The organism is Clostridium autoethanogenum DSM 10061, assembly GCF_001484725.1.
Classification (GTDB): domain Bacteria; phylum Bacillota; class Clostridia; order Clostridiales; family Clostridiaceae; genus Clostridium_B; species Clostridium_B ljungdahlii.
The window spans coordinates 967207-992713 of the sequence record NZ_CP012395.1 but is presented as its reverse complement, the minus strand read 5'-3'; the positions used below and the strand labels follow the sequence as shown (position 1 = coordinate 992713).

Sequence of the window (25507 nt, the reverse complement as noted above, 5' to 3'; positions counted from 1 at the left end):
ATGAGATTTTTAATACAAATGTTAATTAGGACCTGTATAGAAACAGTGTATTTGACAGGCATAATAATACTAGTTGGAATGCTACTTGGAATTATGAGAAACTACACTATAAAAAATTTTGCTAGAAGTTTTGGCATGAAATCCATAATGATAACGGGATTTATAGGGGTTCCAGTACATGAAATGAGTCATGCAATATTTGCAGCTATTTTTGGACATAAAATAACTGCTGTAAAGCTTCTGCAAAAGCCTGATGAAAATGGGGTAATGGGATATGTAGAGCACAGTTATAATCAAAATAGTATTTATCAGCAGGTAGGAAATTTTTTTATAGGAACTGCACCTATATTTGGAGGTATCTTGTCTGTAGTTGCGCTAATGCGTTTTATGATACCTAGAGCTTATGATGAATTTATAAGTATTTTAAAGGTAAATTCCCATGTAACTGTTATAAACAAAGCTGTAGCTGTACATATATTTAGTATGTATAAAGTTTTGATAAAAAATATATTTTCTACTGCTAACTTTCACAATATATACTTTTACATGTTTTTATTTATAGCAATCTGCATATGTTCTCATATATCATTGAGTTATGCGGATATTAGGGGGGCTTCAGGAGGATTAATTACTATATTTTTAGTATTGTTAATGTTTAATGTTGTTGGGTGGACAAAATATTTATCAATTGAAAACATAGTTAAATATAATGTTCTCATAACGGTTTTTTTGAGTTTAGCTGTATTGCTTTCTGCAATAACATTTTTAATAAGTTTAGTTTTAACTGTAATAAAGCATTGATAAACAGAGTTCTTGGCATCAGATGGAGTTTTTTGACTCCACCTGATGCTTAGAAATCGTTATCCAGGGACGTAGCTGCTCTTTACTACCACTTGGAGAAGTGGGAGTATTAGAGCAGGTAGTCATCGGACAAAAAAATAAAATTAGGTATTTCAATTTTAAATATGGTGAAAATATAATGTAATATTTGCATTGAAAGGAGGCATAAAATTGGAACGATATGTTCTTGTATGTACTATAGGTGGTAATGCACTAAAATTTCATGAAAAGTTGAGAAATGATGTATGCTATAAATTTAAAAAGAGGAAAGCTAAATTACCGGCTCATTTTACAATAAAGGCACCTTTTGAAACGGATAAAATTGAAGATATGTTGAAGGTTTTACAAGAGTTTCAAAAAAACAATCATAAGACCCAAATAAAAATCCAGGAATATGGTAAGTTTAGGAAAGATGTAATTTATATGAATGTGAAGGTGTCACCTGAGGCAAAGAAAACACATGATGAACTTATAGATGAACTTAGCAAAATCCCATGGATAAATTTTAAATCCAACGAGGGTAAAAATAAGGTATTTCATTGTACTATAGTGTCAAAGAGGATACAGGACAAATTTAAAGAAATATGGGATTATGTGAACAAATATCCCTGTGATTTTGACGAGTATTTTGATAATATATCCCTTTATATGTGGAATAAAAATACGTGGATATTATTAAAAAGATATGATTTAAAATAAAAAGACTCATTCACTTGCCATATAGCACTTGTCACTATCCACTAAGTAAATTGATTAATTTACAATTTTTTTATGTTAAGTAAAAATTTTATATATGAGAGAGTTAAGAATTAATAGTGAAAAGCGTAAGAAAATCATCCATAACTATTAATTCTTAACTACCAATTCATAACTATTTCTTATTTGCCATGTTACTTAATGTGTCTGCTACTACGGAAACTTCCTGGACATTAGCAGATACTTCTTCTATTGCAGATGTCTGTTGTTCTGTAGTTTCAAAAGTGGAACTGGAAGTTTCTAGTGCCTTATCTACAGATTCCTGTATTTTTTTAGTAAGATCTGTTATTTTAGAAGCAGTTTCTTTAGAATCCTGAGATAGTTTTCTTATTTCTGCAGCTACTACACTGAATCCTTTTCCAGCTTCTCCAGCTCTAGCTGCTTCTATAGAAGCATTTAAACCAAGCATTTTTGTTTGATCTGCAATACTTTTTATGGAATTTAATATAGAATTTATATCCATAGATATATTTTTAACTCTGCTTATTTCTTCATTTAAAAGATGTTGATTGTTGCTTACATTTACAGCTGAAGCAGCTAGCTCTTCCATAGTTGCTGAAATTTGGCCGAAATTTTCAGATAAATTTTTAGTAGATACACCAAGTAAAAGTGCCTCATAACCTATTTTGGAAAGTGCATTTGCCACGATAAATAAAACTTCAGCAGCTGCTCTTACGCTTTTTTCACTTACTGTATAGACTTTGTTCGATGCATCTACATATCTATCAGCGTTTATACCCATTTCTGCGGCATTTTTTCGAACGACTGATTCATCTACTTTAGAATAAGCAACTTGTCCACCAAGTATTGTTCCTATTGATTTGCCTTCTATTATTATAGGAGCAGCAAAATCAATCAAACCCGCATGGCAAGTATAAATATATGGTTTGCCAGTCCTTGTTGCTTCTTCACCTCCCCTGCGGTGTGACTCTGCACAGCGGGAAGTTCCTTTGGAAGTTGATTGGGTGAGATTTAAACAAAAGTCAGTGTAAGAGCTTGGTTTTGTTACAGGGTGTCCATTTTTGTCAACTGTAACACTTGCAATATTCATACTATCAGCAAAGTTATCCTGAAATTTTTGAAGTGTATTAATATCCAAAACATCCTGTATTTCTAATGAATCTAAGTCAATTTTATCATTATCGGTAAATTTTATCATAAATAATAGCCTCCTATGTTATATAATGTAATAATAGTTTGTTAAAAAGTAATTAAACCATAGTCTATAATACTATATCGTATATAAAAAGCAAGGATTTAGTGATTATTATATGGAACTGACGCTAATTATTAGTAAATGTATACAACTGTAAAACAAAATGTTATAAAAAGTGAACAAAAAGCTGGTTATTAAATAACCAGCTTTTTAACATATAAATCTTTTTCTTTTTTTAAATCAAGGAATCCATTGTCATCAAGTAAAAGAGGATTTCTCAAATCATTCATGTCAACTTGGATGACTTTACAACATTGCTCATTATTTAAAAGTACATTTTCACCCATATAGTAGTTTACTATGTGATTTAAAAACATAGTACAATATTGGCAATCGAGTTTCCCAAGGCTTTGCTGTTGAATAATTTCTAAAGCTTCAAAAGGACCGCTTAGTTCTTTACAATATCTATTGGAGCTTAAATCATCAAACAAATCTGCAATAGCTATTACTCTAGCAAATTTATGAATTTTATCTTCTTTAATACCTAATGGATACCCAGACCCATCCATTCTCTCATGATGCATTAATACACCATAACTTACGGAAGAATCTAAATAGGGGATCTCTTTTACAAAATTATAACCTATGGCAGGATGAGTTTTAAAAATTTTATATTCTTCTGGGGTGAGATTTCCCTCTTTATTTATAACATCCTTACTTATCTTGATTTTTCCAAAATCATGTAGTACTGCTGAGTAAGTTAATAAATTTATATCCCTTTTGCTAAACCCCAACCATTTTCCAAGTATAAAACTTACAGCTGCTACGTTTACGCTGTGTCTGTAAATGGTATCATTGCCACTTCCGTGGAATACTATATTTTTAATAACTAGGCCTGTAGAGTTAAACTCTTCTTGTATTTTTTCTGAAAAAGTTCGTACTTCCTTTATTTCAGGAGCTTTTAAATTAGATATGGTATCAAATATATTTTCCAAGTTGTAAGAAAATTCATTAAAAGTATTCTCAAGTTCTTGTACCGTTTCTATTTTAGCAGTTAAAGGATCCTCGGAAGTATCTTCTACGTAAATTTCTACTTCGTCCACAATAATATTTTGTTTTAGCTTTTCTATAGCCGATTCCGTAATGGCAATATCTTTAGCTAACAGCATTTTATTTTCAAAGGTTATATCACTTGCTGATATCATTCCTGGTTCTAATTCGCTTATTCGAACTAATTTCTTTTTTGACAACATACTATCTCACCTCATATAAATCATTAGAATAGCAATATATAGTAACTATGTATATGTTATCGTAGTATTATTGTATTTCTAAACATGTTTACAATAAAATTAAATTTTATTTATACCTATATTTAAATTTGCATTCAACGTTAAAAATATATGGGGCTTTTAAGTGGAAAATCTAATTCTTAAAGCTGTGAATTGGAGCAGGAATTCTTCCACCTCTAGCTATGAAACTTTCACTTGAAAATTTACTTACAGGCATTATAGGTGCTTTTCCGAGAAGTCCTCCAAAATTTGCTTCATCTCCGACATTTTTCCCATAAACAGGGATTAACCTTACGGCAGTTGTTTTATTATTAATCATTCCAATAGCAGATTCATCTGCTATTATGGCAGATATAGTGGATTCAGGAGTATCACCAGGTATACCTATCATGTCAAGACCTACAGAACATACACAAGTCATTGCTTCCAATTTTTCAAGATTAAGAGACCCTGAATTTACTGCACTTATCATACCCTCATCCTCACTTACAGGTATGAAAGCCCCACTCAATCCTCCAACTTGAGATGCTGCCATTATGCCTCCTTTTTTGACTGCATCATTTAATAATGCTAGAGCAGCAGTAGTACCTGGGCACCCACAACTTTCAAGGCCCATCTCTTCCAGAACTCTTGCAACACTGTCTCCTACAGCAGGTGTAGGTGCAAGTGATAAATCTACTATACCAAAAGGAACACTTAATCTTTTTGAAGCTTCTCCAGCAACTAATTGACCCATTCTTGTTATTTTAAAAGCTGTCTTTTTTATTGTTTCTGCAACTACATTGAAATTTTGCCCCTTAACTTCTTCTAGAGCACATTTTACAACGCCAGGACCACTAACACCTACGTTTATTATGGAATCAGCTTCTCCAACTCCATGAAATGCTCCTGCCATGAAAGGATTATCTTCTACTGCGTTTGAAAATATTACTAACTTTGCACAACCTATACTCTCATTTTCTCTAGTGAGATAGGCAGTTTCCTTTACTATTCTTCCCATATCTTTTACTGCATCCATGTTTATTCCTGCTTTTGTAGTTCCTACATTTACAGAGGAGCAGACTTTTTCAGTAACAGCTAGAGATTCTGGAATGGACTCTATAAGTATTTTGTCACCTTTAGTATAACCTTTATGAACAAGTGCTGAAAAACCTCCAATAAAGTCAATACCTAAAGTTTGGGTAGCTTTATCTAAAATTTTCGCATATTCTACATAACTTTTATCAGAACTTGCCTGAGCTATCAGTGAAATAGGTGTAACGGATACTCTTTTATGTATTATGGGTATACCATATTCCGTTTCAATCTCATTGGCAGTTTTTACTAGGTTTTCAGCTTGTTTAGTTATTTTATCGTAAATTTTAGTTCTTGCTTTTTTTCCATCACTATCTATACAATCTAAAAGAGAGACACCCATAGTTATGGTTCTTATGTCTAGGTTTTCTTTGTCAATCATGTTTATGGTTTCCATAATGTCTTTAGTATTTATCATTTAACTCAACTCCTTAGTTTAAATTTGGTGCATAGAAGTGAATATGTCTTCTCGTTGAAGCTTAATGACAACTCCTATTTCTTTAGCTTTGTTTTCAAGGTGATTTTTTAGTTCTATAAAATCTGTTTTCATTTTTGATAAATCAACTAGCATTACCATTGTAAAATAGCCTTCTATGAGAGTTTGGTTTATGTCCAAAATATTTATGTTATTTTCAAATAGTACAGAAGTTACCTTGTAAATAATACCAGTTTTGTCTTCTCCAAGTACAGTTATAAATGACTTCATTTTATAATCCATCTCCTTTAAATAGTTTGTATTGATTAATTCTATTATTAGCAATTATAAAAAAAAAGACCAAATTAAATTAGTCTCTGGAAAATAAGATTTTAAACAATAACTATTAATTAAGTCAATAATTATCATTTTGTATAAAATCCTCTGTCCCTTGTACCTGAGAGTTTCACCCAACTTTGGCTTTCCCCTTCGGTGCTCATAAGAGTCTCTCCAGAGGTTCGTCTAATAACGGTTTAAAAATTTAATCCCATTATTTTCATCCGACCCTTTTAAATTATCACAATTATATCATATTAAAAAAGCCAATTCAAATATATTATTGTAAATTTCATTGGAATATCCATGTTGGTTATCATAGGTTAAATTTACGTTAAAAAAAGTTCTATTTAACAACAGCTTAAAAATATCACATTAAAATAAAAGATATGATTAATGTAAATTTATATACTGGAGGAATTTTATGTTAAAAAAATTATTTTTAAGTGCCTCAAAGTTATTTTTTGGTAAGAAGAAAAAGTTTAATCTATCTTTTTTAAACAGTGTGGGAGTGAAAATAGTTTGTGAGATTGGAATACTTATAATATTCATATGCAGTATATTAGGAATAACATCTTATTACAGTGCTTATAGAGCTATGGAAGATAGTATAAAATTTTCGCTTGAAAGTAGAGCAATAGAGTCTTCTAAACTCATAGATGCAACTTTAAAACAGGATGTTAAAGCAATTGAAGAGTTAGCATCAAATGATATTATAAAATCCATGAATACTTCAATACAGACACCTCTTCTTAAGATGAGAGCAAAACAATTAGGATATGTGAACTTAAATGTGATGGATTCAAGTGGTATGATTTATATGCAAACTGGTGAAAAGACTAAAGCTAATTTAGAGGACACCAAGAATTACTACCTTAAAAATGCGTTAAGTGGGAAAATGTCTATTTCAGATCCAGTGATGAATACGGATGGGCAGCAGATAATGGCGGTGGCAGTTCCAATAAAAGATTCTTATGAAAAAGTTGTAGGAGTATTATTTTCAAATGTAAGTATGGAAAGTTTAAATAAATTAGTTCAAAATGAAAAACTGGGTAAAAGCGGATACTGTTTTATAATAAATAAGGAAGGGGTTAAGGTAGCACATAAGGATTTGAAACTGGTGCTAAATAAAGATAATACTATAGAAGATGAAAAAAAAGATCATTCTTTAAGTGAACTGTCAATTTTAGAAAAAAATATGATAATGGGTAAAAGTGGCTCGGGATACTATAAAAAAGATAATGAAGATATGTTTATGGCCTATGCACCAATAGCTGACTTAAATTGGTCGCTGGGGCTTACTATAGATAAGAGTGAAATATTTAGTGAAGTAAATATGTTAAAATACAAAATAATTATGATAACTGTTCTATTTATTTTGATAGGATTCTTTATAGGGTTATTTATAGCTGGAACTATAAAAAAACCACTTCATAAAATAAGAAAGTATGCCCTGGAATTATCAAAGTTTAATTTAAACTACAGAATACAAATTGACAAAAGAGATGAATTTGGAGATACGGCTTCAGCATTAAATTATGCAATGAATGAAATAAAGTATATTATAGAACAAGTAAAACTAAAAAGCGGAGAAGCTTTGGAAGCTGCGGATAATGTAAATAAAATGTTTGAAAAATCGCATTCGGAAATAAAGTTGGTTTCAGATGAATCTTCACAAATATGTTCTAATATGCAGGAGAACTTATCTTCTATAGAAGAAGTGAACCAAAAGATATCAAATATAAAGCATGAAATAAAAAACTCAGCAAAAGAGGCAAATCAAGGCTTGGCTCTTGCAAAAAACATAAGGGAAAGGGCTTTAAATATTAAAAAAGATACGGAAAGCTCAAAGCATGACTTTGAAAATTATTATACACAGTATAGTAATGAATTAAGACATGCACTGGAAAATGTGAAAGTAGTAAAAAATATTTCTATAATGGCTGAAGAAATAAAAACTATATCAGATAGAACAAATATATTAGCATTAAATGCCAATATAGAAGCCGCAAGGGCTGGCGAATATGGCAGGGGATTTATGGTGGTGGCAGAAGAGGTAAGAAAATTAGCTATGCAATCTTCTGATATGGTAAGTAATATACAATTAAATGTAAAAAGTGCTTTAAAATCGGTAGAAAAACTCTCCAAATCAGCTGAAAGTGTATTGAAAATTTTAGAGAAAAATATTTTGTCGGATTACAGAAAAATGGTGGACATAAGCAAAGATTATGAAGAGGATGGAATGAGATTTGAATCTGTATTAAAAAAGGTTTGTGGGCTTATGGAAAATATAGATGAGTCTTTTTTAGTAATAACTAAAATAATGTGTATTATAGTGGAGTCATCAAATGATGGAACTAAAGCATCCGTAGATATATCAGATAATATAGATGAAATAGCAAATGAAAATAGGGACATATCTTTGTATACTATGAGAAATGCAAGTGGGTCTGAGGAGCTTCTTCACATTTTAAGTAAATTTAATGTATAATATTAATTGAAAAGTAAATTTTATGTTAATGTAGGAAGGATAAAATCATTATGGAAAATTTAGGCGGAAAAGTAGCAATAGTAACAGGAGCTTCTAGAGGAATAGGAAGAAGTATTGCTATAAATTTAGCAAAATGTGGTGCAAATGTAGTAATAAATTATAAAAAAGATGAGAAAGAAGCCTATAAAACCTTGGATATGATAAAACAAGCCGGTTCGGTAGGAATGGTAGTACAGGGGGATGTTAGTTTATATAGTAATGCTGAAAGAATAGTGCAATATGCATTAAGTAAAATGGGGAAAATAGATATACTTGTTAATAATGCAGGAATTTCTAAAATAGGACTTTTTGTAGATATGAAAGAAGATGAGTGGAATTCTATTATAGATGTGAATTTAAAGGGTGTACTTAACTGTTCTCACTCTGTATTAAAACATATGATTTCTAAAAAATCAGGATCTATAATAAATATTTCTTCTATGTGGGGAAATGTAGGTGCTGCCTGTGAATCCATTTATTCTGCATCTAAAGGAGCTATAAATCTTTTTACAAAATCTATTGCAAAGGAAATGGCACCTTCGAATATAAGGGTAAATGCAGTTGCACCAGGGGTAATTGATACGGAAATGAACTCCTGGTTAAAAGAGGATGAGAAGAAAAGTTTAATCGAAGATATACCTATGGGTAAATTTGGACAATGTAAAGATATAGCAAAAACTGTATGCTTTTTGGCAGGTGATTCATCTGCCTACATAACAGGACAGATAATAACGGTAGATGGTGGAATGATATGAGAAATGAACCTTTAGTGTAATATACATATAAAATAATAGTAGTAGTGGACGATAAATAGAATATGGAAAAATTAATTTTAATAAAAGGGATGGTTAAAATATTGATGTTATAGGATGAATAATTATGAACAAAGTTATAATATTAGATGATATGATATATGTAAGATATAGGGTGAGACGCGTATTAGAAGATGCTGGAATTGGGGTATATGAATGTGGAAATTCCTTTGAGTTCTTTAATAGGTTATATGATAAAAAAGAAGAAATAAATTTGATAATACTTGAGGTGGGATTAAGCACTGAAGATGGATTTGAAGTACTTAAAAAGATAAAGGCTAAAAAATTAAACATTCCTGTAATGATACTTACAAAATTAAATTCTAGAGAAGCATTTATAAAAGGCATAAAAGCAGGTACTTCAGAGTATATATTAAAACCTTTCAATAGTAAAAATTTAGTTAAAAGAATAATGAAACTCATAAAATCTAGTAGAAATTCAGATAGACCAGAAGAAATAGTATACTTGAATTTTCAGGAGTATATTGCCAGACAAATCATGAAATGTGGGTCACAAAATAAAAAGCTTTCAATTATTATGGTAAGCTTAGTAAAAAAATACTATACAGAACAAGAAGAGAAAATAGAAGTAAAAGACAGTTATCTTATTTTACTTGATTTGGTTTATGAAAAGTTGAGAAGTCTTTTTAAGGTACCAGATTTATTTGAGAAATACGGATTATCTACGTTTATAAGTGTAGTTCCAGACTGTAATTACAGAAAAGTTGTTTCAGTTGTTCATCAGATGGAATGTGTTTATAATAAAATAAAAATTATGAATGAAAAGTATAGTGAGTATGATCTTAAATGCAGCTATGTTATTTTTCCTGATGATGGAACAGATAAAAATTATTTAATGAATAAATTAAATATTAAAATGAAAATGAAAATAAATAAAGAAAAGTAATGTTTTTCTGGCAATAAAAAAATAATATTGTGTAGATAGTTCTACACAATATTATTTTTTTATTTTATCCGATCGCTACCATTGCTAACACCCCCATCGCACTCTGTGAAAGCGACTATCACCAAATCAAAGATTTGGGATATCTGCTTTTCTTCAAAGTGGGGGATAAGCACTGCTACGCGCCTGGATAAGTTCTTCCCCTAAAGGATAACGTATTCTAAAGTGCTAAAGACACTAAGAATACTGTTAATAAGGTTCAGATGCAGAAAAGGTATTCCTTATAAGAAAACTCCACCTGAACCTAAGAATCACTTGATGTAATCTGAATGAACATATCCTGTTAAGGAACCAACAGTTACTTTATACCAACGCCCATCTGTGCCTGTTATGGTTACTTTGGTTCCAGAAGATAGAGTGGATACAATACGACCAGTCCAAGGGTTACTTCGTAAGTTTAATACTGAAGACTTATTACTTAATGTTACAGTACCAGTTTTCAAAGTTGTAGACTGAACGCTTGCAGCAGTTGCTACTATGGACTGTGAATTACTTATATAGCTAGAAGAAACATATCCTGACTTTCCGTTTGCAGTTACTTTATACCAACTTCCACTAGTTCCTAATATATTTACAGCAGTACCATTAGCAAGCGATCCTATTACAGAACCTCCTGGAGATGTTCTTAAGTTTAAAGATGATGAACTGTCACTAAGCTTAACATAACCTGATTTCGCAGAAGCTGGAGATAAATATTGTGCTTCCGAATTAGAAGAAGGCTGACTACTAGGACTAGCTTGTGAGCTTGCACTTATAAAAGAAGAGCTCACATATCCGTAAGAAGAATTATATTTAATTTTATACCAACTTCCAACTGATCCTACTATAGCAACGGATTGTCCTTTCTTTAATCCTCCTATAACGCCAAAGGACGTAGCTGCCCCATTCCTTACATTCAATGTGGAACTGCTATTTGAAATGTTAACAATTCCTGTTTTGGAAATATTAGTAACAGGGGCTGAATTTGAACTACTGTTATTGCTAGGCGAAGGATTGCTAGCTGGAATAGACTTTCTGCCATCGCCTACATATATGTATCCTTTAAGGTACAAATTTCCTCTATTTTTTATAGCCTCTTTTGAAAGCGTTTTTTCACTTCCGTCATAATTTCCTCTTATATTGAAGTTTCCTTCGTTAAAATATACAGTATCTCCACTTACTTCTTCCACAAAGCCAACGTGTCCATATCCATGTGGACCGCCACCCCATACAACTATGGAATTTGCTTTAGGTTCTGAGCCATAAGGGTATACGTTTGAACTGGCATTTGCATACCACCAGTCTACTGCATTACCGTAAAATTGTGATGGCAGTGCAATTCCTAATTTTTCAAGTACTCTTCCATAAGTAAACCAGGTACATTGCCCGGTGTATCCTGATTTTGCAAATATATTTCCAACAGCAGTATAAGCACTACTGCTCATATTTGGTACATCAGCAGCATATACAGTACTTACCAAGCCCTTACTATTCATAAGAGATGCTGACATAAAAAAAGCAAAGATCAGTTTTTTAGACGTGTTCATGCTCTTTCCTCCTGAAATTATAGTATATTTAAAAATAACATTTTAAATTCACATAAATTTTATATAATATAATTATTTTTAATAATATTAAAAAAATGTTTAATTTAATTATACTATGGTTTAAAATAATTTTCCATTAGTTTTAGCAAAGTTTTCATATTTTATACGATAAAAATAAATAAAATTGGAAACTTACTGTTGACATAAGGAATAAACATGCTATAATTGAGAACAAATAGATTAAGAATTAATTTATAAAATTAGTGGCATTATTTGCAATGGAGGGGAAATTTAATGAAAAACATCATTAGAAAGGAAATAGAAGCAATAAGTGAAAAATATTATTTTAACTTTACTTTTAGCTGGGGCTATTTTTATTTTAGCGCTAGTTACTTTTGCTTCTCAAAAAAATTGAATCCTTTTCTAATGAGTAATATAATTGTAGATACATGATTGAATAATTTTACGTACACAAAATGTATTTGATTAATTTAGGCAGAGCTCATTAGGAGCCCTGCCTTTTTTATATTATTAATTAAAATTTCAAGGTAAATAACTTCTAGAGCTAGCATAGAAGTTAAGATATAAAATTTTAGGAGGTACTAGAAATTGATAGTTATTATGAGACCACAAACCACACAGGAAGAGATAAACATGCTTAAACAAAAAATTGAAAGTGAGAATGACGTAACAGTGAATGTAATAAATGGAAAAGAATGTTCTATATTAGGACTTGTTGGAGATACTACAAAAGTGGATGCAGATAAAATAAGAGCTAATGAATTTGTGGAAAATGTTGAGAAGGTACAGCAGCCTTACAAATTGTCCAATAGGTTATTTCATCCGGATGACACTGTAATAAAAGTAAAAAATGCTTCTATAGGTGGGGATGAGCTGGCTGTTATAGCAGGACCGTGTTCTGTTGAAAGTGAAGAGCAAATTGTAAAAATTGCACAAGATGTAAAAAAAAGTGGTGCTAAATTTTTAAGAGGTGGGGCATTTAAGCCAAGAACATCGCCTTACAGCTTTCAAGGTCTCAGAACTAGAGGATTAGACCTTTTAAAAATAGCAAGGCAGGAAACAGGGCTTCCTATAGTAACTGAAATTATGTCTGCGGATATGATAGACAAATTTGTAGAGGATGTGGATGTAATACAGGTAGGAGCAAGAAATATGCAAAACTTCGAGCTTTTAAAACAGCTAGGTAAAACAAATAAGCCAATTCTTTTAAAAAGAGGACTTTCTGCTACTATTCAGGAGCTTTTGATGTCCGCAGAATATATAATGTCTGAAGGAAATGAAAATGTAATACTTTGTGAGAGAGGAATAAGGACTTTTGAAACTTATACAAGAAATACTTTAGACTTAAGTGCTATTCCTGCCATAAAAAGATTAAGTCATCTTCCAGTAATAGTGGATCCAAGTCATGCTGCAGGACTTTGGTGGATGGTAGAGCCATTAGCTAAGGCAGCAGTGGCAGTAGGGGCTGACGGACTTATGATAGAAGTACACAATGATCCTGCTAATGCAAAATGTGATGGACAGCAATCCATAAAACCAAAAGTATTCGAACAGCTTATGAACGATATAAGCAAAATTCCAGGAAAAACAATTCATAAAGCATATGATACTGTAAATGTGTAAAAATTCTAGGACAGGGGGAATATGGATTGGATGATTCTGATTTTAAACTTAAGGTAGCAATTGTGGGAATGGGGCTTATTGGCGGTTCTTATGCCATGGCCCTAAGGCCACTAAACACTGAACAGGTTATTGGAATAGACAATGATAAAAATACACTTGAAAGTGCTTTAAATATGGAGATTATAGATAGAGGCTACGAGAGAGGAGGAAGTTTCTTAAAGGAAATTGATCTTATAATAATTGCTCTTTATCCTAAGGATACAGTTAAATTTGTAAAGGACAATTTTAAATATTTAAAAAGTGGGGCTATTATAACGGATACATCAGGTATAAAACAGTGTGTGGTGAGTGAAATAAATTCATTCTTGCCAGAGCGCTTGGAGTTTGTACCAGGACATCCTATGGCAGGAAATGAATTTAAAGGTATTGCAGGAGCTTCTAAAGATATTTTTAAAGATGCAAATTATATAATAACACCTACAGCTAAAAATACTTCTAGAGGTATTAATTTAATAGGTAAAATGGCTAGAAAAATAGGATGCAGCAATGTAACTTGTATAAGTCCCGAAAGGCACGATAGAGTAATTACTTTTACAAGTCAACTTCCTCATGTTATAGCTGTATCTCTTATGAATTCACAGGATCAGAATGAAGAAAACATAAAGTCGTTTACAGGTGGAAGCTTTAGAGATGCAACTAGAGTAGCCCAAATTAACACTTCACTATGGACTGAACTATTTACTATGAATTCGGATATATTAGTGGAAGAAATAGAAAAGTTTGAAGAAAGTATTAATTTATTAAAAAAAGCTATAATATCTAAAGATGTAGATTCCATAAAAAATATTTTTGAAAAAGCATCCTCAAGTAGAAAAGAATTAGTTAAAGGATAAGGATAGTGATTTTGATGAATACAATTTCTATAAATATAAATCTTAAAAAGAAACAATATAAAATTTATATGGAAAGAGGAATTTTAACTTCCATAGGAAAAAAATTACGGCAAGTTTATGAGGGGAGAACTTTAGTTGTAATTACGGATAAAAATGTTGAACGATTATATATGAAAGAATTGAAGCAATCTTTTTTGGATAATGGATTTAAAGTAAATGTCATATCTATAGAACCGGGAGAAAAAAGCAAAAGTTTGGATATGCTAAAGAAAATATATGAAAATTTGTGTGAATTGAAGATAAAGAGAAAGGATGTAATAGTTTCTCTTGGAGGAGGGGTAGTTGGAGATTTATCAGGCTTTGCAGCAGCTACTTATTTGAGAGGGATAAGTTATGTTCAAATACCAACATCACTTTTGGCACAAGTAGACAGCAGTATAGGTGGGAAGGTAGCTGTGGACCTTCCTTGGGGAAAAAATCTAGTGGGGAATTTTTATCACCCGGATGCTGTATTTATAGATCCAGAGGTGCTTAAAACTTTAAGTGATAGATTTTTTAGTGATGGAATGGCTGAAGTTATAAAGTATGGTTTTATAAAAGATAAAACTATTTTAGAAGATCTAAATTCCTATAAAAGCAAAGAAGAGGCTTTGAACAATATAGAAAATATAATATATAAATGCTGCAGCATAAAAAAGCAATTGGTAGAAGAAGACGAAAAAGATTTAGGGAATAGGATGCTACTGAATTTTGGACACACGTTGGGGCATGCCGTTGAAAGATATTATAATTACAGTAAATATAGTCATGGAGAAGCAGTTTCCATTGGTATGGCATATATAACAGGAAGAACGGAAGAGCTTTCTATTACTAAAGAGGGTACTTATTCTTATATGGTAAATATTTTAAAAAAGTATGGGCTTCCGGTTTATATACAGGGTGTGGATAAAAATGTTTTAGTAGACACCATAGCACTAGATAAAAAATCTTCAGATAAAAATGAAATTAATTTAATAATGGTTGAAGAAGCAGGAAAGAGCAAAATAAGAAATACTAAATTGTCTGAAGCAGCTAATTTTTTATTTCCTGAAAATCTAATCAAATAAATGGAAAAGGAGCAGTTTATGAAATATGTATCTATAAAGCCTACTAAACTTAAAGGGCAAATACAAGTTCCTCCTTCTAAAAGTGTATGTCATAGGGCACTCATATGTTCTGCCTTAGCCCAAGGGGAAAGCAATATAAAAAATGTAGATTTTTCAGAAGATATAGAAGCTACTTGTAGTGCTTTGGAAGCTTTGGGAGTAGATATTAAAAGAGATAAACATACTTTAAATGTAACAGGAAATTCTGTTATTAGAATGAAAAATTCAAATATACACTGCTTTAAATCTGGTTCTACTATTAGATTTTTAATACCTATAGCTGCTACTTTAGGAGAAAAAGTAACTTTTACGGGAGAAGATAAATTAATAGAAAGACCTTTAGATGTTTACTATGATATATTTGATAAGCAAAAAATTTTTTATAGAAATTTCCAAGGTAAATTACCTTTAACTATAAATGGAAAGTTAAAGCCTGGGGAATATAGAGTAAAGGGAAATATAAGTTCTCAATTTATAAGCGGTCTTTTGTTTGCGCTGCCTCTTTTAGATGGGGATTCAAAAATAGTAGTTACCACAGAACTTGAATCTAAATCTTATGTAGATATTACACTGGATATGCTGGAAAGGTTTGGAGTCTATGTGGATAAAAAAGACTATAGGGAATTTCTAATTAATGGAAAGCAGACTTATAAAAAAAATAACTGTAGTATAGAAGGAGACTTTTCTCAGGCAGCTTTTTGGATGACTGCAGGAGCGCTTGGAGATGGAATTATATGCTCTAGTCTCAATATGAATTCTCTACAGGGAGATAAGGCTGTAATACGGATATTAAAAGATATGGGAGTTGAAATTGAAGAAAAAGGTGATACTTTAAAAGTTAATCCTTCTGAAACTCATGGAACGTACATAGATGCATCCCAGTGTCCTGACTTAGTACCAGTACTTGCGGCACTGGCATCTGTAAGCAGTGGTACCACCGAAATTACAAATGCAGCTAGACTTAGAATTAAAGAATCAGATAGACTCAAGGCTATATCTACAGAATTAAATAAAATTGGAGCAGATGTAAAAGAAAGAGAAGATGGACTTATTATAAATGGTAAGGAAAGGCTCAAGGGAGGAAAAGTTACAAGTTGGAGAGATCACAGAATAGCAATGGCACTGGCTGTTGTATCTTCAAAATGTGTAAATCCTATGATAATGAAAGAAGCTGAATATGTTAAAAAATCATATCCTGGTTTTTGGCAAGATTTTAGACGATTGGGAGGTAATATAGATGAGTGGAATGTGGGGGAATAAAATAAAGTTATCAATTTTTGGAGAATCTCACGGAAAAGCCATAGGCATTGTAATAGATGGACTAAAAGCTGGAACTGAAATTGATTTAGAATACATAAGAAAGCAGATGAAAAGGAGAGCACCAGGCTTTAGTAAACTTTCCACTCCTAGAAAAGAGCAGGATGAATTTGAAATTTTAAGCGGATATTTTAATGGAAGAGCAACGGGAACTCCTCTTTGTGCAGTTATACAAAACAGCAATACTCATTCTAAAGACTATGAAAAAACAGCTTCGCTTTTAAGACCCGGCCATGCTGATTTTACGGGAAAAATAAAGTATAGAGGATTTAATGATTATAGGGGCGGTGGACACTTTTCAGGTAGACTTACGGCACCTATAGTTTTTGCAGGGGCTTTATGCAGAAAAATATTAGAAGAAAAAGGCATATTTATAGGTAGTCATATAAAGAGTATAGGTACAATTGAAGACCCAAAATCCTTTAAATTCACTTCTATAGAAAAAAGTAGTTTAGAAAAACTTTCTGAAAGTAAATTTCCAGTTTTAGATGAAAACTGTGGCGAAAAAATGCAGCAGTATATTTTAAAGCTAAAAGAAGAAGGAGACTCTTTAGGAGGAATTGTAGAAACTGGAGTTATAAATTTGCCACCAGGTATAGGAGATCCTTTCTTTGAGTCCGTAGAAAGTACTATCTCGGGGCTTTTATTTTCTATACCCGCAGTAAAAGGGGTAGAATTTGGAGAAGGTTTTGATATATCAAAAATGAAGGGCTCTGAAGCAAATGATGAATATTTTATATCAGACAATAATGTTATAAAAACTTACACTAATAATAATGGAGGAATTTTAGGAGGAATTACAGATGGAATGCCTCTTATATTTAGAACTTGTATAAAACCTACTCCATCTATATCAAAAGCTCAAAAAACTGTAGATATTGAAAAAAGGAAAGATGCACTTTTAGAGATAAAAGGAAGACATGATCCCTGCATTGTACCTAGGGCGGTACCAGTAATAGAAGCAGCTGCAGCACTTTCACTACTCAATTTAATGGAAGATTAAATTACTTATGGAGGTGATATTTTGGAAGATTTGGAGTATTTAAGAGATGAGATAAATAAAATAGATAAAGAAATGATTGAACTTTTTGAAAAGAGGGCAAAAGTATCTCGCAAAGTAGCAGAATATAAAATGGAAAATTCTATGGATATACTTGATAAATCAAGAGAAGAAGAGGTAATAAAGGTTAACTTAAAAAATCTTAAAGATAAGTCTATAAAAGATGAAACTAAAATCTTTTTGAAGAATGTTATGGAAATAAGCAGGAACATACAAAAAAGAGAATTCAAACAATCTTCTAAAAGTAGTGAAATTAAGCCTAAAGGGCAAAATAGTGATTTATTTAAAATTGGATTTCAAGGAGTACCAGCATCTTTCAGTCATGAAGCACTGTTAGAGTATTTTGGAAATGAATCAGAAGCATTAAACTTTGAAAGCTTTAAAGATGTATTTGAAGCTCTAAAAAATGGGGCTATAAAGTATGGCGTTCTTCCTATTGAAAATTCCTCTACAGGTGGCATCCCACAGGTTTATGATCTTATAGGAGAATATGACTTTTACATAGTTGGAGAAAAATGTATTGAAGTAAATCACAATTTATTAGGAGTAAAGGGAGCGTCTATTTCCGATATAAAAGAAGTTTATTCTCATAGTCAAGCATTTATGCAAAGTAGTAAATTTCTGGAGAAACACAAGAATTGGAAGCTAAATCCCTATTTTAATACAGCTAGAAGTGCCAAATATATAAGTGAGCAAAATGTTAAGAGTAAAGCTGCTATAGCAAGTAAAAATGCAGCAAAACTTTATGGACTTGATATAATAGAAAAAAATATAAATTATAACAGCAATAATTACACTAGATTTATAATAATAGGAAAAAATATAGAAAGTGATAAACAACGTGACAAGATAAGTATATTGATTACTCTGCCGCATGAACCAGGAACTCTTTATAATGTTTTGAAGTATTTCCATGAAAATAACTTGAATATGACTAAAATAGAGTCAAGGCCTATAATAAATAAATCCTGGCAGTACTTCTTTTACATTGATTTTAATGGAAATATTATGGATAAAGATACTAGGTATGCTTTAAATGGTATAGAAGAAGAAAGCGCATATTTTAAACTTTTGGGGAATTACAAAGGAGATTGTTTTTAGATAGTAAATAAAAAGGAGGCGATTCATATGAGCAACTTGCAGGGACTTATAGGGGAAAAGTTATCACACAGTTATTCAGCTGTAATACACAAATTGGTTTTAGAGAAATTAGGTATAAATGGAGAATATAATTTATTCGAAATAGAACCTCAGAACTTAGGTAAAAGTATGGAGGCTTTTAAAGTTTTAGGATGCAAGGGAATAAATGTAACTATACCTTATAAAATTGCCGTTATGAACTATATGGATGATATATCAGAAGAAGCAAAGAATATAGGTGCTATAAATACTATAGAATTTAAGAAAAATAGTTTAAAAGGATATAATACAGATTACTATGGTTTTGGTCTTACTTTAAAAAAGAATCACATAGATGTATTAAATAAAAATGCAGTGATACTTGGTACAGGGGGAGCATCTAAAGCTGTTGTCAGATACATCTTAGATGAAGGTGCCTCAAATATTACTTATGTAAGCAGGCATCCTGAAAAAATTAAGCAAAGTGATTTTGAAATTATTTCTTATGAAAAACTCAGAGAAATAAAGAGTGGAGATATAATAGTGAACTGTACTCCCTGTGGTATGTACCCTAATTTAAATAATTGTCCTATAAATAGAAACATATTGTCCAAATTTAATACAGCTGTAGATTTAATATATAATCCTGAGTATACACTTTTTTTAAAGATGGGTAAAGAAATGGGACTTAAAATTGCAAATGGACTATATATGCTTGTAGCACAGGCTGTAGCAGCAGAAGAAATTTGGCACAAAAAGAATATATCGATAGAAACTATAAATGAAATATATGATGAATTAATTAAAATAGAGTACAACAAATAGGGAGGGATATAATTATGGAGACAGAGACTAAAAACATAGTTCTTATAGGTATGCCTGGATCAGGGAAAACTACTTTAGGTAATCTTTTAGCCTCTAGATTAAATAGAAAATGTATAGATTTAGATGATTATATAGAATCTGAAAATGGATGCAGTATTCCAGATATCTTTAAAAATGGTGAAGAATGTTTTAGAAAATTAGAATCAAAGGCAGTAGAGGAAGTAAGTGTAGAAAAAAATATTATAATAGCTACAGGAGGTGGGGTAATAAAAAGGAAATGCAATATAGAAAATTTGAAAAAGAACGGAATTGTAGTTTTTATAGATAGACCTTTGGAAAATATAATTTCTGATGTTGACATATCAGGGAGGCCTCTTTTAAAAAAAGGAATTAATGAAATAGAAAAAATTTATAATGAAAGATATGATATCTATAAAGAATATTGTGATTTTTCAGTTAATAATATACTGAATCTTGAAGCAATGGTGGAGGATATAGTTAAATCTTGTAATGGATACATTTAATGAATACTAAAATAAATATTTAGTGTTTATCTATATATGATTTTGTAGTAAAAAGCTGAAGGCAAAGAGATTTTGTCGTCAGCTTTTTAGCATATTCTCTGCCTTGCCAGTAATATTATAATATGTACGGTGTATTATATACTTAATAGTATTTTTCTATTTTAAGGTAGGAGAGGATAGCTGTGGAAAAACTAAAATTAAAGTTGAAATCTATTTTGCTTGAAATTTCTATCATAATTATAATATTTTTAATTGTTTGTGTAGCAGCATTTGTAGATATAAGGTCTGGCAGGGAGTATTCCGCCAGTAATAGTACAACTAAAGAAATGTATTTAAGCATTCAGCAAAGCCAAAATGAAATTCAAAATTTAAAAAATAACCTCCAAAAAGAGCAAAATAGTTTAGAAAAATTGAAGAGTCAGGTAGATTCTACAAAGTCTCAAGGAGAAACCAGTAAGTGGAATAATGCAGTTATAGCATATAATACCCAACTTGAACAATATAATACAGACGTGAAAAATTATAATGATAAGTTTAAAGTATATAATCAAAGAGTGGAGCAGTATAAAAAAGTGGACAAGAAAAATAAAAATATAATAGAATGGATTAAGAGTATAATTGGCATAGATTGATAAATTAATGTAAAATATAATAAAAATACTACAAAAGGTAAGTGATGATTATGAAAAAGAAGCACGTAATTTTCCCATTAGTATTTCTGATTTTTGGCATAGCTATAATAGCGACTATTTCTGGGTTATCTATAAAAAGATATATTAGGGAAAATGAATTTAAAAATATTTCAGCTAAAAATAATGTAACTGAAAAAGACGTACAGGCGGAGAAAGGAAAGTTGTTTTTTGAAGCTCCAAAGCAAAAACCGGAAAAGACTTCAATAAAAATTTATAAGGGAAAAAGAGCAATGGAACTTTATGGAGATAATGAATTGATTGGAAGGTTTAAAGTTGGACTTGGAAGAGTTCCCTCAGGTAAAAAAGAAAAGGAAGGAGATTTAAAAACTCCAGAAGGAACCTATTACATATGTTATATAAATCCTAAAAGTAAATATGATTATTTTTTTGGAATAAGTTACCCAAATATAGATGATGCTAAAGAAGCTTTAGATAAGAAAGTCATAGGTAAAATCAATTATGACAGAATAGAATGGGCTATAAATAATAAAGAACAGCCACCTTGGCATACTTCACTTGGAGGGGAAATAGGAATACATGGTGGTGGTTCTAAATACGACTGGACTTATGGATGTATTGCCCTATCTAATAAAGATATGGATATATTAAAAGAATATGTTGGACTTAAAACTACAGTAGAAATATATCAATGAATCTTACTTAGTGGGAAAAGCAGATATCCCAAATCTTTGATTTGGTGATAGTCGCTTTCGCTGTGTGCAAGCAGATATCCCAAATCTTTGATTTGGTGATAGTCGTTTTTTCCACTAAGTTTAGATGAATTATCTAGGGGCGTAGCTACTGTTAGCTACCACTTTGATAGGAGTGGGAGTGTTACAGTAGGTAGCCATCAGATAAATGAATATATTAAAAATTGAAAAAATGTTATAAATAAGAATATATATGGTAAAAAAGGTGCAAAATAAAATAGAGAAAACATATAATGAGGTGGTGCCTATGACTCATCAGAAATGGTTTAAAGTTTTTTTTATTTTGTTTTTAGTAGTACTTTTTTTAAGCAGTGGATTTATAATAATGCAGTATAAGTCAAGTTCTATGGCTAAAGATCTGGAGGAATATAGATCCTATTATTTTGTAATCACAGGCGATAAAACCATATGTAAGATTGACACAGTTACAAATCAAATTATAAGTAAAATTAATGTAGATGGTAAACCAGAGGACATTCAAATTTCACCAGATGGTAAAATTCTAGTAGTAGTTGCTTCAAATTCCAAAGATGAGGATGGAACAGGGTTCTTGTTATTTTATCAGATTAAGGACGATAAGCTTTTAAAAAAATTAGAGGTAGGTAAGCATCCTTCAAAAATTTCATTTACTCCAGATAAGAAATATGCACTTGTAGCAAACAAAGAGAGCAATGATATATCTTTAATAGATTTTCAGAATTATACCATACTTCAATCTATAGCAGTAGGGAGGAAACCTAAGAACTTTTGTATATCTTATGATGGAAGATACTGTTATGTGGCAAATACAGGAGAGGATACTTTAAGTGTAGTGGATATGAGAAGTTTTAAAAGTATAAAAAAAATAAGAGTAGGTAGATATCCTACTGATGTTACTATAGATAAAGCTAATGGAAATGTTATGGTAACTTTGAGCAGGGAAAAGGCTGTGGCTCTTGTTAATCCCAATACAGAAAATATTGAAAAAGTAGATTTGGATGATAAACCTACAAAAATATATAATTAAATTTGCACTTAAAAATTTTAGGCATATAAAAAATAACTAGTTTATTTTTTATATGCCTTATTTGCGTTAATTATTAAATGAAGTGGGAGTTTACGCTAGGTAGGCATCAGATAAATTTTGTTGACAAGAAGAGCAAATTAAATTATACTTAAAACATAAACATATGAACACATGAACATATGTTGCTGATAACTGGGAGGTGGATTAGAATGAACAACACTATGGAAGTAAAGTTACAAGATAATAGAAAATCAAAAAATAAGTATATTAAAAAGGAATTTATTCTCGAAGGACTTGATTGTGCACACTGTGCTGCAAAAATAGAAAACAAAATTAATGAAATACCTGAAATAAAGAATGCTTCTGTGGATTTTTTATCTAAAAAGCTTAAATTCGAGTTGTACGATGAAAAAAAGTTTAATAATACTGTGGAAAATATAAAATCTATAGTTAAAAGGTTAGAACCAGATGTAAAAGTTATATATGAAGTTAATGAGAAATCAAGAAAAGTTGAGAAACCTAAGGAAAAAAGTAAAAAAATTGGAGACATAATCTCAATAGTTGGCATTTTGATATATATTACGGGCATAATATTTAAATTTTCATTTCAAGTTGAACTTACACTTTTTCTTTTAAGTTATATTGCTATAGGAAAGGATGTACTTTGGAAAGCAGTTAAAAATATTTCTCACGGACAGTTATTTGATGAAAATTTTTTAATGTGCATTGCAAGTATAGGAGCTTTTACAATTGGACAATTTCCTGAGGCAGTTGCTGTTATGCTTTTTTATAAAATAGGTGAATATTTTCAAGATAGGGCAGTAAATAATTCAAGAAAATCTATAGCAGACCTTATGGATATAAAACCTGAATTTGCAAATGTAAAGACTAAATCAGGATTAAAAAAGATGAAGCCTGAAGATGTAAATATAGGTGAACTTATTTTAGTAAAACCAGGTGAAAAAATACCTTTGGATGGAGAAATTATAGAAGGCAAATCTATGGTAGATACTTCTGCATTAACGGGAGAATCTCTTCCAAAAGAAGTAGGACGTGAGGATGTAGTGCTTGGTGGATATATAAATGAAAATGGAGTTTTAACTTTGAAGGTAACTAAAAGCTTTAAAGAATCTACTGTATCTAAAATATTGGATTTAGTTGAAAATGCTAGCAGTAAAAAAGCTCCTACAGAAAATTTTATTACAAAGTTTGCTAGATACTATACTCCTGCAGTTGTAGCATTTGCAATAGGACTAGCTTTATTGCCACCATTAATGGGAGGAGAAAGTTTTTCTAAGTGGATTTATAGAGCTCTTGTATTTTTAGTAGTTTCCTGTCCTTGTGCACTGGTTATTTCAGTACCTCTTGGGTTCTTTGGAGGAATAGGAGCAGCTTCTAAAAATGGCATTCTTGTAAAAGGTGGAAATTACCTTGAAGCTTTAAATAGCATAGATACAGTAGTTTTTGATAAAACAGGAACACTTACTAAAGGAATATTTAAAGTTACCCAAGTAAAAGCTTTTAATGGTTTTACAGATGAAGATGTTTTAAAGTATGCAGCTTTTGTAGAATCTTATTCTAATCATCCTATAGCTTTGTCTATAGTGAAACAGTACAATCAAGATATAGATAGAAATCTAATAAAGGATTATGCTGAGATTTCAGGAGAAGGTATTAAAGCAGCAATAGATGGAAGAGAAATTATTGCAGGAAATACCAGACTTATGGAAAAAGAAAAAATAAATTATGATATATCAGAAGTTATTGGGACTGTAATTCATGTTGCACTGGATAAGATTTACATGGGTTATATAGTAATATCCGATGAAGTAAAAGAAGATTCTAAAGATACAATTAGAATGTTAAAAGATATAGGAATAAAGAAAACAGTAATGCTCACGGGAGACAACAAAAAAATTGGAGAAGCAATAGGGTATAAATTAGGATTGGATGAGGTTCATGCACAGCTTCTTCCAGATCAAAAAGTAGAAAAATTAAATGACATAATTACTGAAAAGTCTTCTAACAGAAAAATGATTTTTGTAGGAGATGGAATAAATGATGCTCCTGTGCTTGCAAGAGCAGATGTTGGAATCGCTATGGGCGGTATTGGTTCAGATGCTGCTATTGAAGCTGCAGATGTAGTTATTATGACAGATGAACCTTCAAAAATAGTAACTGCCATTAAAATAGCTAAGAGAACTAAAAAAATAGTATTCCAAAATATAGTGTTTGCCCTTGGAGTAAAACTGGTGATTTTAGTTCTAGGAGCTGTGGGAATAGCTAATATGTGGGAAGCAGTTTTTGGGGATGTAGGGGTAGCTCTTATAGCAGTATTAAATTCTATGAGGGCAATGAAAGTAGAAAAAGCTTAAATGCTAAAACAAGCATAACTAAAAGAATTCCTAAACGAAAAATAAACTTATGCTGCGAATATTTTTACAACCACAAGTACGATTAAATATTTTGATAATTCTAAGTAGAAAATTTGCAAAAACCCAAGGACTTTTGAAAACTCGTACCTCAGACAATTCAAAAGTCCTAAGTTTTTTTACAAATTTTTCACTAAGACTTATATGCAAAATATTTAAATGTACTTGTTTATTGTAAAATATTTCTACGCATAAGTTTATTTTCTTGTTAGAATATTTGCATTCATCATGTATATTTTAGTATACTTTTACTTCCATATGTAAGATCAATTATCAAGTGATTCTTAGGTTCAGGTGGAGTTTGCTTATAAGGAATACTTTTTCTCCATCTTGAACCTTATTAACAGTATTCTTAGTGTCTTTAGCACTTAGAATACGTTATCCTTTAGGGGAAGAACTTATCCAGGTGCGTAGCAGTGCTTATCACCCATTTTGAAAA

The 25507-nt window shown here is 31.0% G+C and carries 23 protein-coding genes and 1 riboswitch; of the genes, 18 read left to right on the top strand and 5 right to left on the bottom strand.

Features of this window, described 5'->3' with window-relative positions; genetic code table 11:
• Together CLAU_RS04365 and CLAU_RS04360 are read left to right on the top strand one after the other, a co-directional pair.
• A complete protein-coding gene (locus CLAU_RS04365; protein ID WP_013239567.1) occupies positions 1-801 on the top strand; it encodes a hypothetical protein in 801 nt (266 codons plus the stop codon).
• 210 nt (positions 802-1011) lie between these two features.
• Positions 1012-1539: a 2'-5' RNA ligase family protein gene (locus tag CLAU_RS04360; protein ID WP_013239566.1), complete on the top strand. Its 528-nt coding sequence runs from the start codon at positions 1012-1014 to the stop codon at positions 1537-1539.
• A 172-nt stretch (positions 1540-1711) separates the two neighbouring features.
• Here the strand turns inward: CLAU_RS04360 and CLAU_RS04355 are convergent, their stop codons facing one another.
• The 4 genes from CLAU_RS04355 to CLAU_RS04340 all read right to left on the bottom strand — a co-directional run bounded on the left by CLAU_RS04355 (position 1712) and on the right by CLAU_RS04340 (position 5824).
• A complete protein-coding gene (locus CLAU_RS04355; protein ID WP_013239565.1) occupies positions 1712-2755 on the bottom strand; it encodes a PocR ligand-binding domain-containing protein in 1044 nt (347 codons plus the stop codon).
• A 191-nt stretch (positions 2756-2946) separates the two neighbouring features.
• The gene (locus CLAU_RS04350) at positions 2947-4005 is read right to left on the bottom strand and encodes an HD-GYP domain-containing protein (RefSeq protein WP_013239564.1); all 1059 of its coding nucleotides are present in this window, start codon (positions 4003-4005) and stop codon (positions 2947-2949) included.
• Positions 4006-4177: 172 nt separating this feature from the next.
• Complete coding sequence (locus CLAU_RS04345; RefSeq protein WP_023162007.1) at positions 4178-5536, bottom strand: PFL family protein; 1359 nt, start codon at positions 5534-5536, stop codon at positions 4178-4180.
• Positions 5537-5554: 18 nt separating this feature from the next.
• Positions 5555-5824 (bottom strand): ACT domain-containing protein, encoded by a 270-nt coding sequence (locus CLAU_RS04340; RefSeq protein ID WP_013239562.1) that lies wholly within the window; start codon positions 5822-5824, stop codon positions 5555-5557.
• Between the two features lie 143 nt (positions 5825-5967).
• A riboswitch (glycine riboswitch) is annotated at positions 5968-6057 on the bottom strand.
• A gap of 236 nt (positions 6058-6293) precedes the next feature.
• On the opposite strand from CLAU_RS04340, the gene CLAU_RS04335 reads away from it, so the two are divergent.
• From CLAU_RS04335 to CLAU_RS04325, 3 genes are all read left to right on the top strand, one after another.
• A complete protein-coding gene (locus CLAU_RS04335; RefSeq protein WP_013239561.1) occupies positions 6294-8360 on the top strand; it encodes a methyl-accepting chemotaxis protein in 2067 nt (688 codons plus the stop codon).
• Positions 8361-8410: 50 nt separating this feature from the next.
• Positions 8411-9154: an elongation factor P 5-aminopentanone reductase gene (gene ymfI, locus CLAU_RS04330; protein WP_013239560.1), complete on the top strand. Its 744-nt coding sequence runs from the start codon at positions 8411-8413 to the stop codon at positions 9152-9154.
• Between the two features lie 124 nt (positions 9155-9278).
• Complete coding sequence (locus CLAU_RS04325) at positions 9279-10118, top strand: response regulator transcription factor (RefSeq protein ID WP_013239559.1); 840 nt, start codon at positions 9279-9281, stop codon at positions 10116-10118.
• A gap of 308 nt (positions 10119-10426) precedes the next feature.
• Here the strand turns inward: CLAU_RS04325 and CLAU_RS04320 are convergent, their stop codons facing one another.
• On the bottom strand, positions 10427-11701 hold the full coding sequence (locus tag CLAU_RS04320; protein ID WP_013239558.1) for an SH3 domain-containing protein: 1275 nt from the start codon (positions 11699-11701) through the stop codon (positions 10427-10429).
• Between the two features lie 294 nt (positions 11702-11995).
• On the opposite strand from CLAU_RS04320, the gene CLAU_RS20840 reads away from it, so the two are divergent.
• The 13 genes from CLAU_RS20840 (at position 11996) to CLAU_RS04260 (ending at position 25011) form a co-directional block, all read left to right on the top strand.
• On the top strand, positions 11996-12154 hold the full coding sequence (locus CLAU_RS20840; protein ID WP_013239557.1) for a hypothetical protein: 159 nt from the start codon (positions 11996-11998) through the stop codon (positions 12152-12154).
• Between the two features lie 156 nt (positions 12155-12310).
• A complete protein-coding gene (gene aroF / locus CLAU_RS04315; protein WP_023162006.1) occupies positions 12311-13345 on the top strand; it encodes a 3-deoxy-7-phosphoheptulonate synthase in 1035 nt (344 codons plus the stop codon).
• A 26-nt stretch (positions 13346-13371) separates the two neighbouring features.
• Positions 13372-14238 (top strand): prephenate dehydrogenase, encoded by an 867-nt coding sequence (locus tag CLAU_RS04310; RefSeq protein ID WP_013239555.1) that lies wholly within the window; start codon positions 13372-13374, stop codon positions 14236-14238.
• 14 nt (positions 14239-14252) lie between these two features.
• On the top strand, positions 14253-15344 hold the full coding sequence (gene aroB / locus CLAU_RS04305; protein WP_013239554.1) for a 3-dehydroquinate synthase: 1092 nt from the start codon (positions 14253-14255) through the stop codon (positions 15342-15344).
• 18 nt (positions 15345-15362) lie between these two features.
• Positions 15363-16643, top strand: a complete 1281-nt coding sequence (gene aroA / locus CLAU_RS04300) for a 3-phosphoshikimate 1-carboxyvinyltransferase (RefSeq protein WP_013239553.1) — start codon at positions 15363-15365, stop codon at positions 16641-16643.
• Positions 16621-17703 carry a chorismate synthase gene (gene aroC / locus CLAU_RS04295; RefSeq protein ID WP_013239552.1) on the top strand — a complete coding sequence of 361 codons (1083 nt, stop codon included), beginning with the start codon at positions 16621-16623 and terminating at the stop codon, positions 17701-17703. Before aroA ends, aroC begins: the two co-directional genes overlap by 23 nt.
• A gap of 21 nt (positions 17704-17724) precedes the next feature.
• On the top strand, positions 17725-18861 hold the full coding sequence (gene pheA / locus CLAU_RS04290; protein WP_013239551.1) for a prephenate dehydratase: 1137 nt from the start codon (positions 17725-17727) through the stop codon (positions 18859-18861).
• 27 nt (positions 18862-18888) lie between these two features.
• The gene (gene aroE / locus CLAU_RS04285) at positions 18889-19704 is read left to right on the top strand and encodes a shikimate dehydrogenase (protein ID WP_013239550.1); all 816 of its coding nucleotides are present in this window, start codon (positions 18889-18891) and stop codon (positions 19702-19704) included.
• Between the two features lie 14 nt (positions 19705-19718).
• A complete protein-coding gene (locus tag CLAU_RS04280) occupies positions 19719-20228 on the top strand; it encodes a shikimate kinase (RefSeq protein WP_013239549.1) in 510 nt (169 codons plus the stop codon).
• A 182-nt stretch (positions 20229-20410) separates the two neighbouring features.
• Entirely contained in the window at positions 20411-20860 is a 450-nt protein-coding gene (locus CLAU_RS04275) for a hypothetical protein (RefSeq protein ID WP_023162005.1), read from the top strand.
• A gap of 50 nt (positions 20861-20910) precedes the next feature.
• Positions 20911-21573: a L,D-transpeptidase family protein gene (locus CLAU_RS04270; RefSeq protein WP_013239547.1), complete on the top strand. Its 663-nt coding sequence runs from the start codon at positions 20911-20913 to the stop codon at positions 21571-21573.
• 304 nt (positions 21574-21877) lie between these two features.
• On the top strand, positions 21878-22636 hold the full coding sequence (locus tag CLAU_RS04265; protein ID WP_013239546.1) for a YncE family protein: 759 nt from the start codon (positions 21878-21880) through the stop codon (positions 22634-22636).
• 209 nt (positions 22637-22845) lie between these two features.
• Positions 22846-25011, top strand: coding sequence for a heavy metal translocating P-type ATPase (locus CLAU_RS04260; RefSeq protein WP_013239545.1), 2166 nt, complete (start codon positions 22846-22848; stop codon positions 25009-25011).
• The last annotated feature ends 496 nt before the right edge of the window (positions 25012-25507 follow it).

Bases quoted from the DNA above. Each gene is read 5' to 3' on its own strand.
- CLAU_RS04325 (WP_013239559.1), top strand. From the start codon at position 9,279: ATGAACAAAGTTATAATATTAGATGATATGATATATGTAAGATATAGG.
- aroA (WP_013239553.1), top strand. From the start codon at position 15,363: ATGAAATATGTATCTATAAAGCCTACTAAACTTAAAGGGCAAATACAA.
- CLAU_RS04280 (WP_013239549.1), top strand. From the start codon at position 19,719: ATGGAGACAGAGACTAAAAACATAGTTCTTATAGGTATGCCTGGATCA.
- CLAU_RS04335 (WP_013239561.1), top strand. From the start codon at position 6,294: ATGTTAAAAAAATTATTTTTAAGTGCCTCAAAGTTATTTTTTGGTAAG.
- CLAU_RS04270 (WP_013239547.1), top strand. From the start codon at position 20,911: ATGAAAAAGAAGCACGTAATTTTCCCATTAGTATTTCTGATTTTTGGC.
- CLAU_RS04265 (WP_013239546.1), top strand. From the start codon at position 21,878: ATGACTCATCAGAAATGGTTTAAAGTTTTTTTTATTTTGTTTTTAGTA.
- CLAU_RS04320 (WP_013239558.1), bottom strand. From the start codon at position 11,701: ATGAACACGTCTAAAAAACTGATCTTTGCTTTTTTTATGTCAGCATCT.
- aroC (WP_013239552.1), top strand. From the start codon at position 16,621: ATGAGTGGAATGTGGGGGAATAAAATAAAGTTATCAATTTTTGGAGAA.
- CLAU_RS04365 (WP_013239567.1), top strand. From the start codon at position 1: ATGAGATTTTTAATACAAATGTTAATTAGGACCTGTATAGAAACAGTG.
- ymfI (WP_013239560.1), top strand. From the start codon at position 8,411: ATGGAAAATTTAGGCGGAAAAGTAGCAATAGTAACAGGAGCTTCTAGA.
- CLAU_RS04345 (WP_023162007.1), bottom strand. From the start codon at position 5,536: ATGATAAATACTAAAGACATTATGGAAACCATAAACATGATTGACAAA.
- CLAU_RS04260 (WP_013239545.1), top strand. From the start codon at position 22,846: ATGAACAACACTATGGAAGTAAAGTTACAAGATAATAGAAAATCAAAA.
- aroE (WP_013239550.1), top strand. From the start codon at position 18,889: ATGAGCAACTTGCAGGGACTTATAGGGGAAAAGTTATCACACAGTTAT.
- CLAU_RS20840 (WP_013239557.1), top strand. From the start codon at position 11,996: ATGAAAAACATCATTAGAAAGGAAATAGAAGCAATAAGTGAAAAATAT.
- aroB (WP_013239554.1), top strand. From the start codon at position 14,253: ATGAATACAATTTCTATAAATATAAATCTTAAAAAGAAACAATATAAA.
- CLAU_RS04355 (WP_013239565.1), bottom strand. From the start codon at position 2,755: ATGATAAAATTTACCGATAATGATAAAATTGACTTAGATTCATTAGAA.
- CLAU_RS04350 (WP_013239564.1), bottom strand. From the start codon at position 4,005: ATGTTGTCAAAAAAGAAATTAGTTCGAATAAGCGAATTAGAACCAGGA.
- CLAU_RS04340 (WP_013239562.1), bottom strand. From the start codon at position 5,824: ATGAAGTCATTTATAACTGTACTTGGAGAAGACAAAACTGGTATTATT.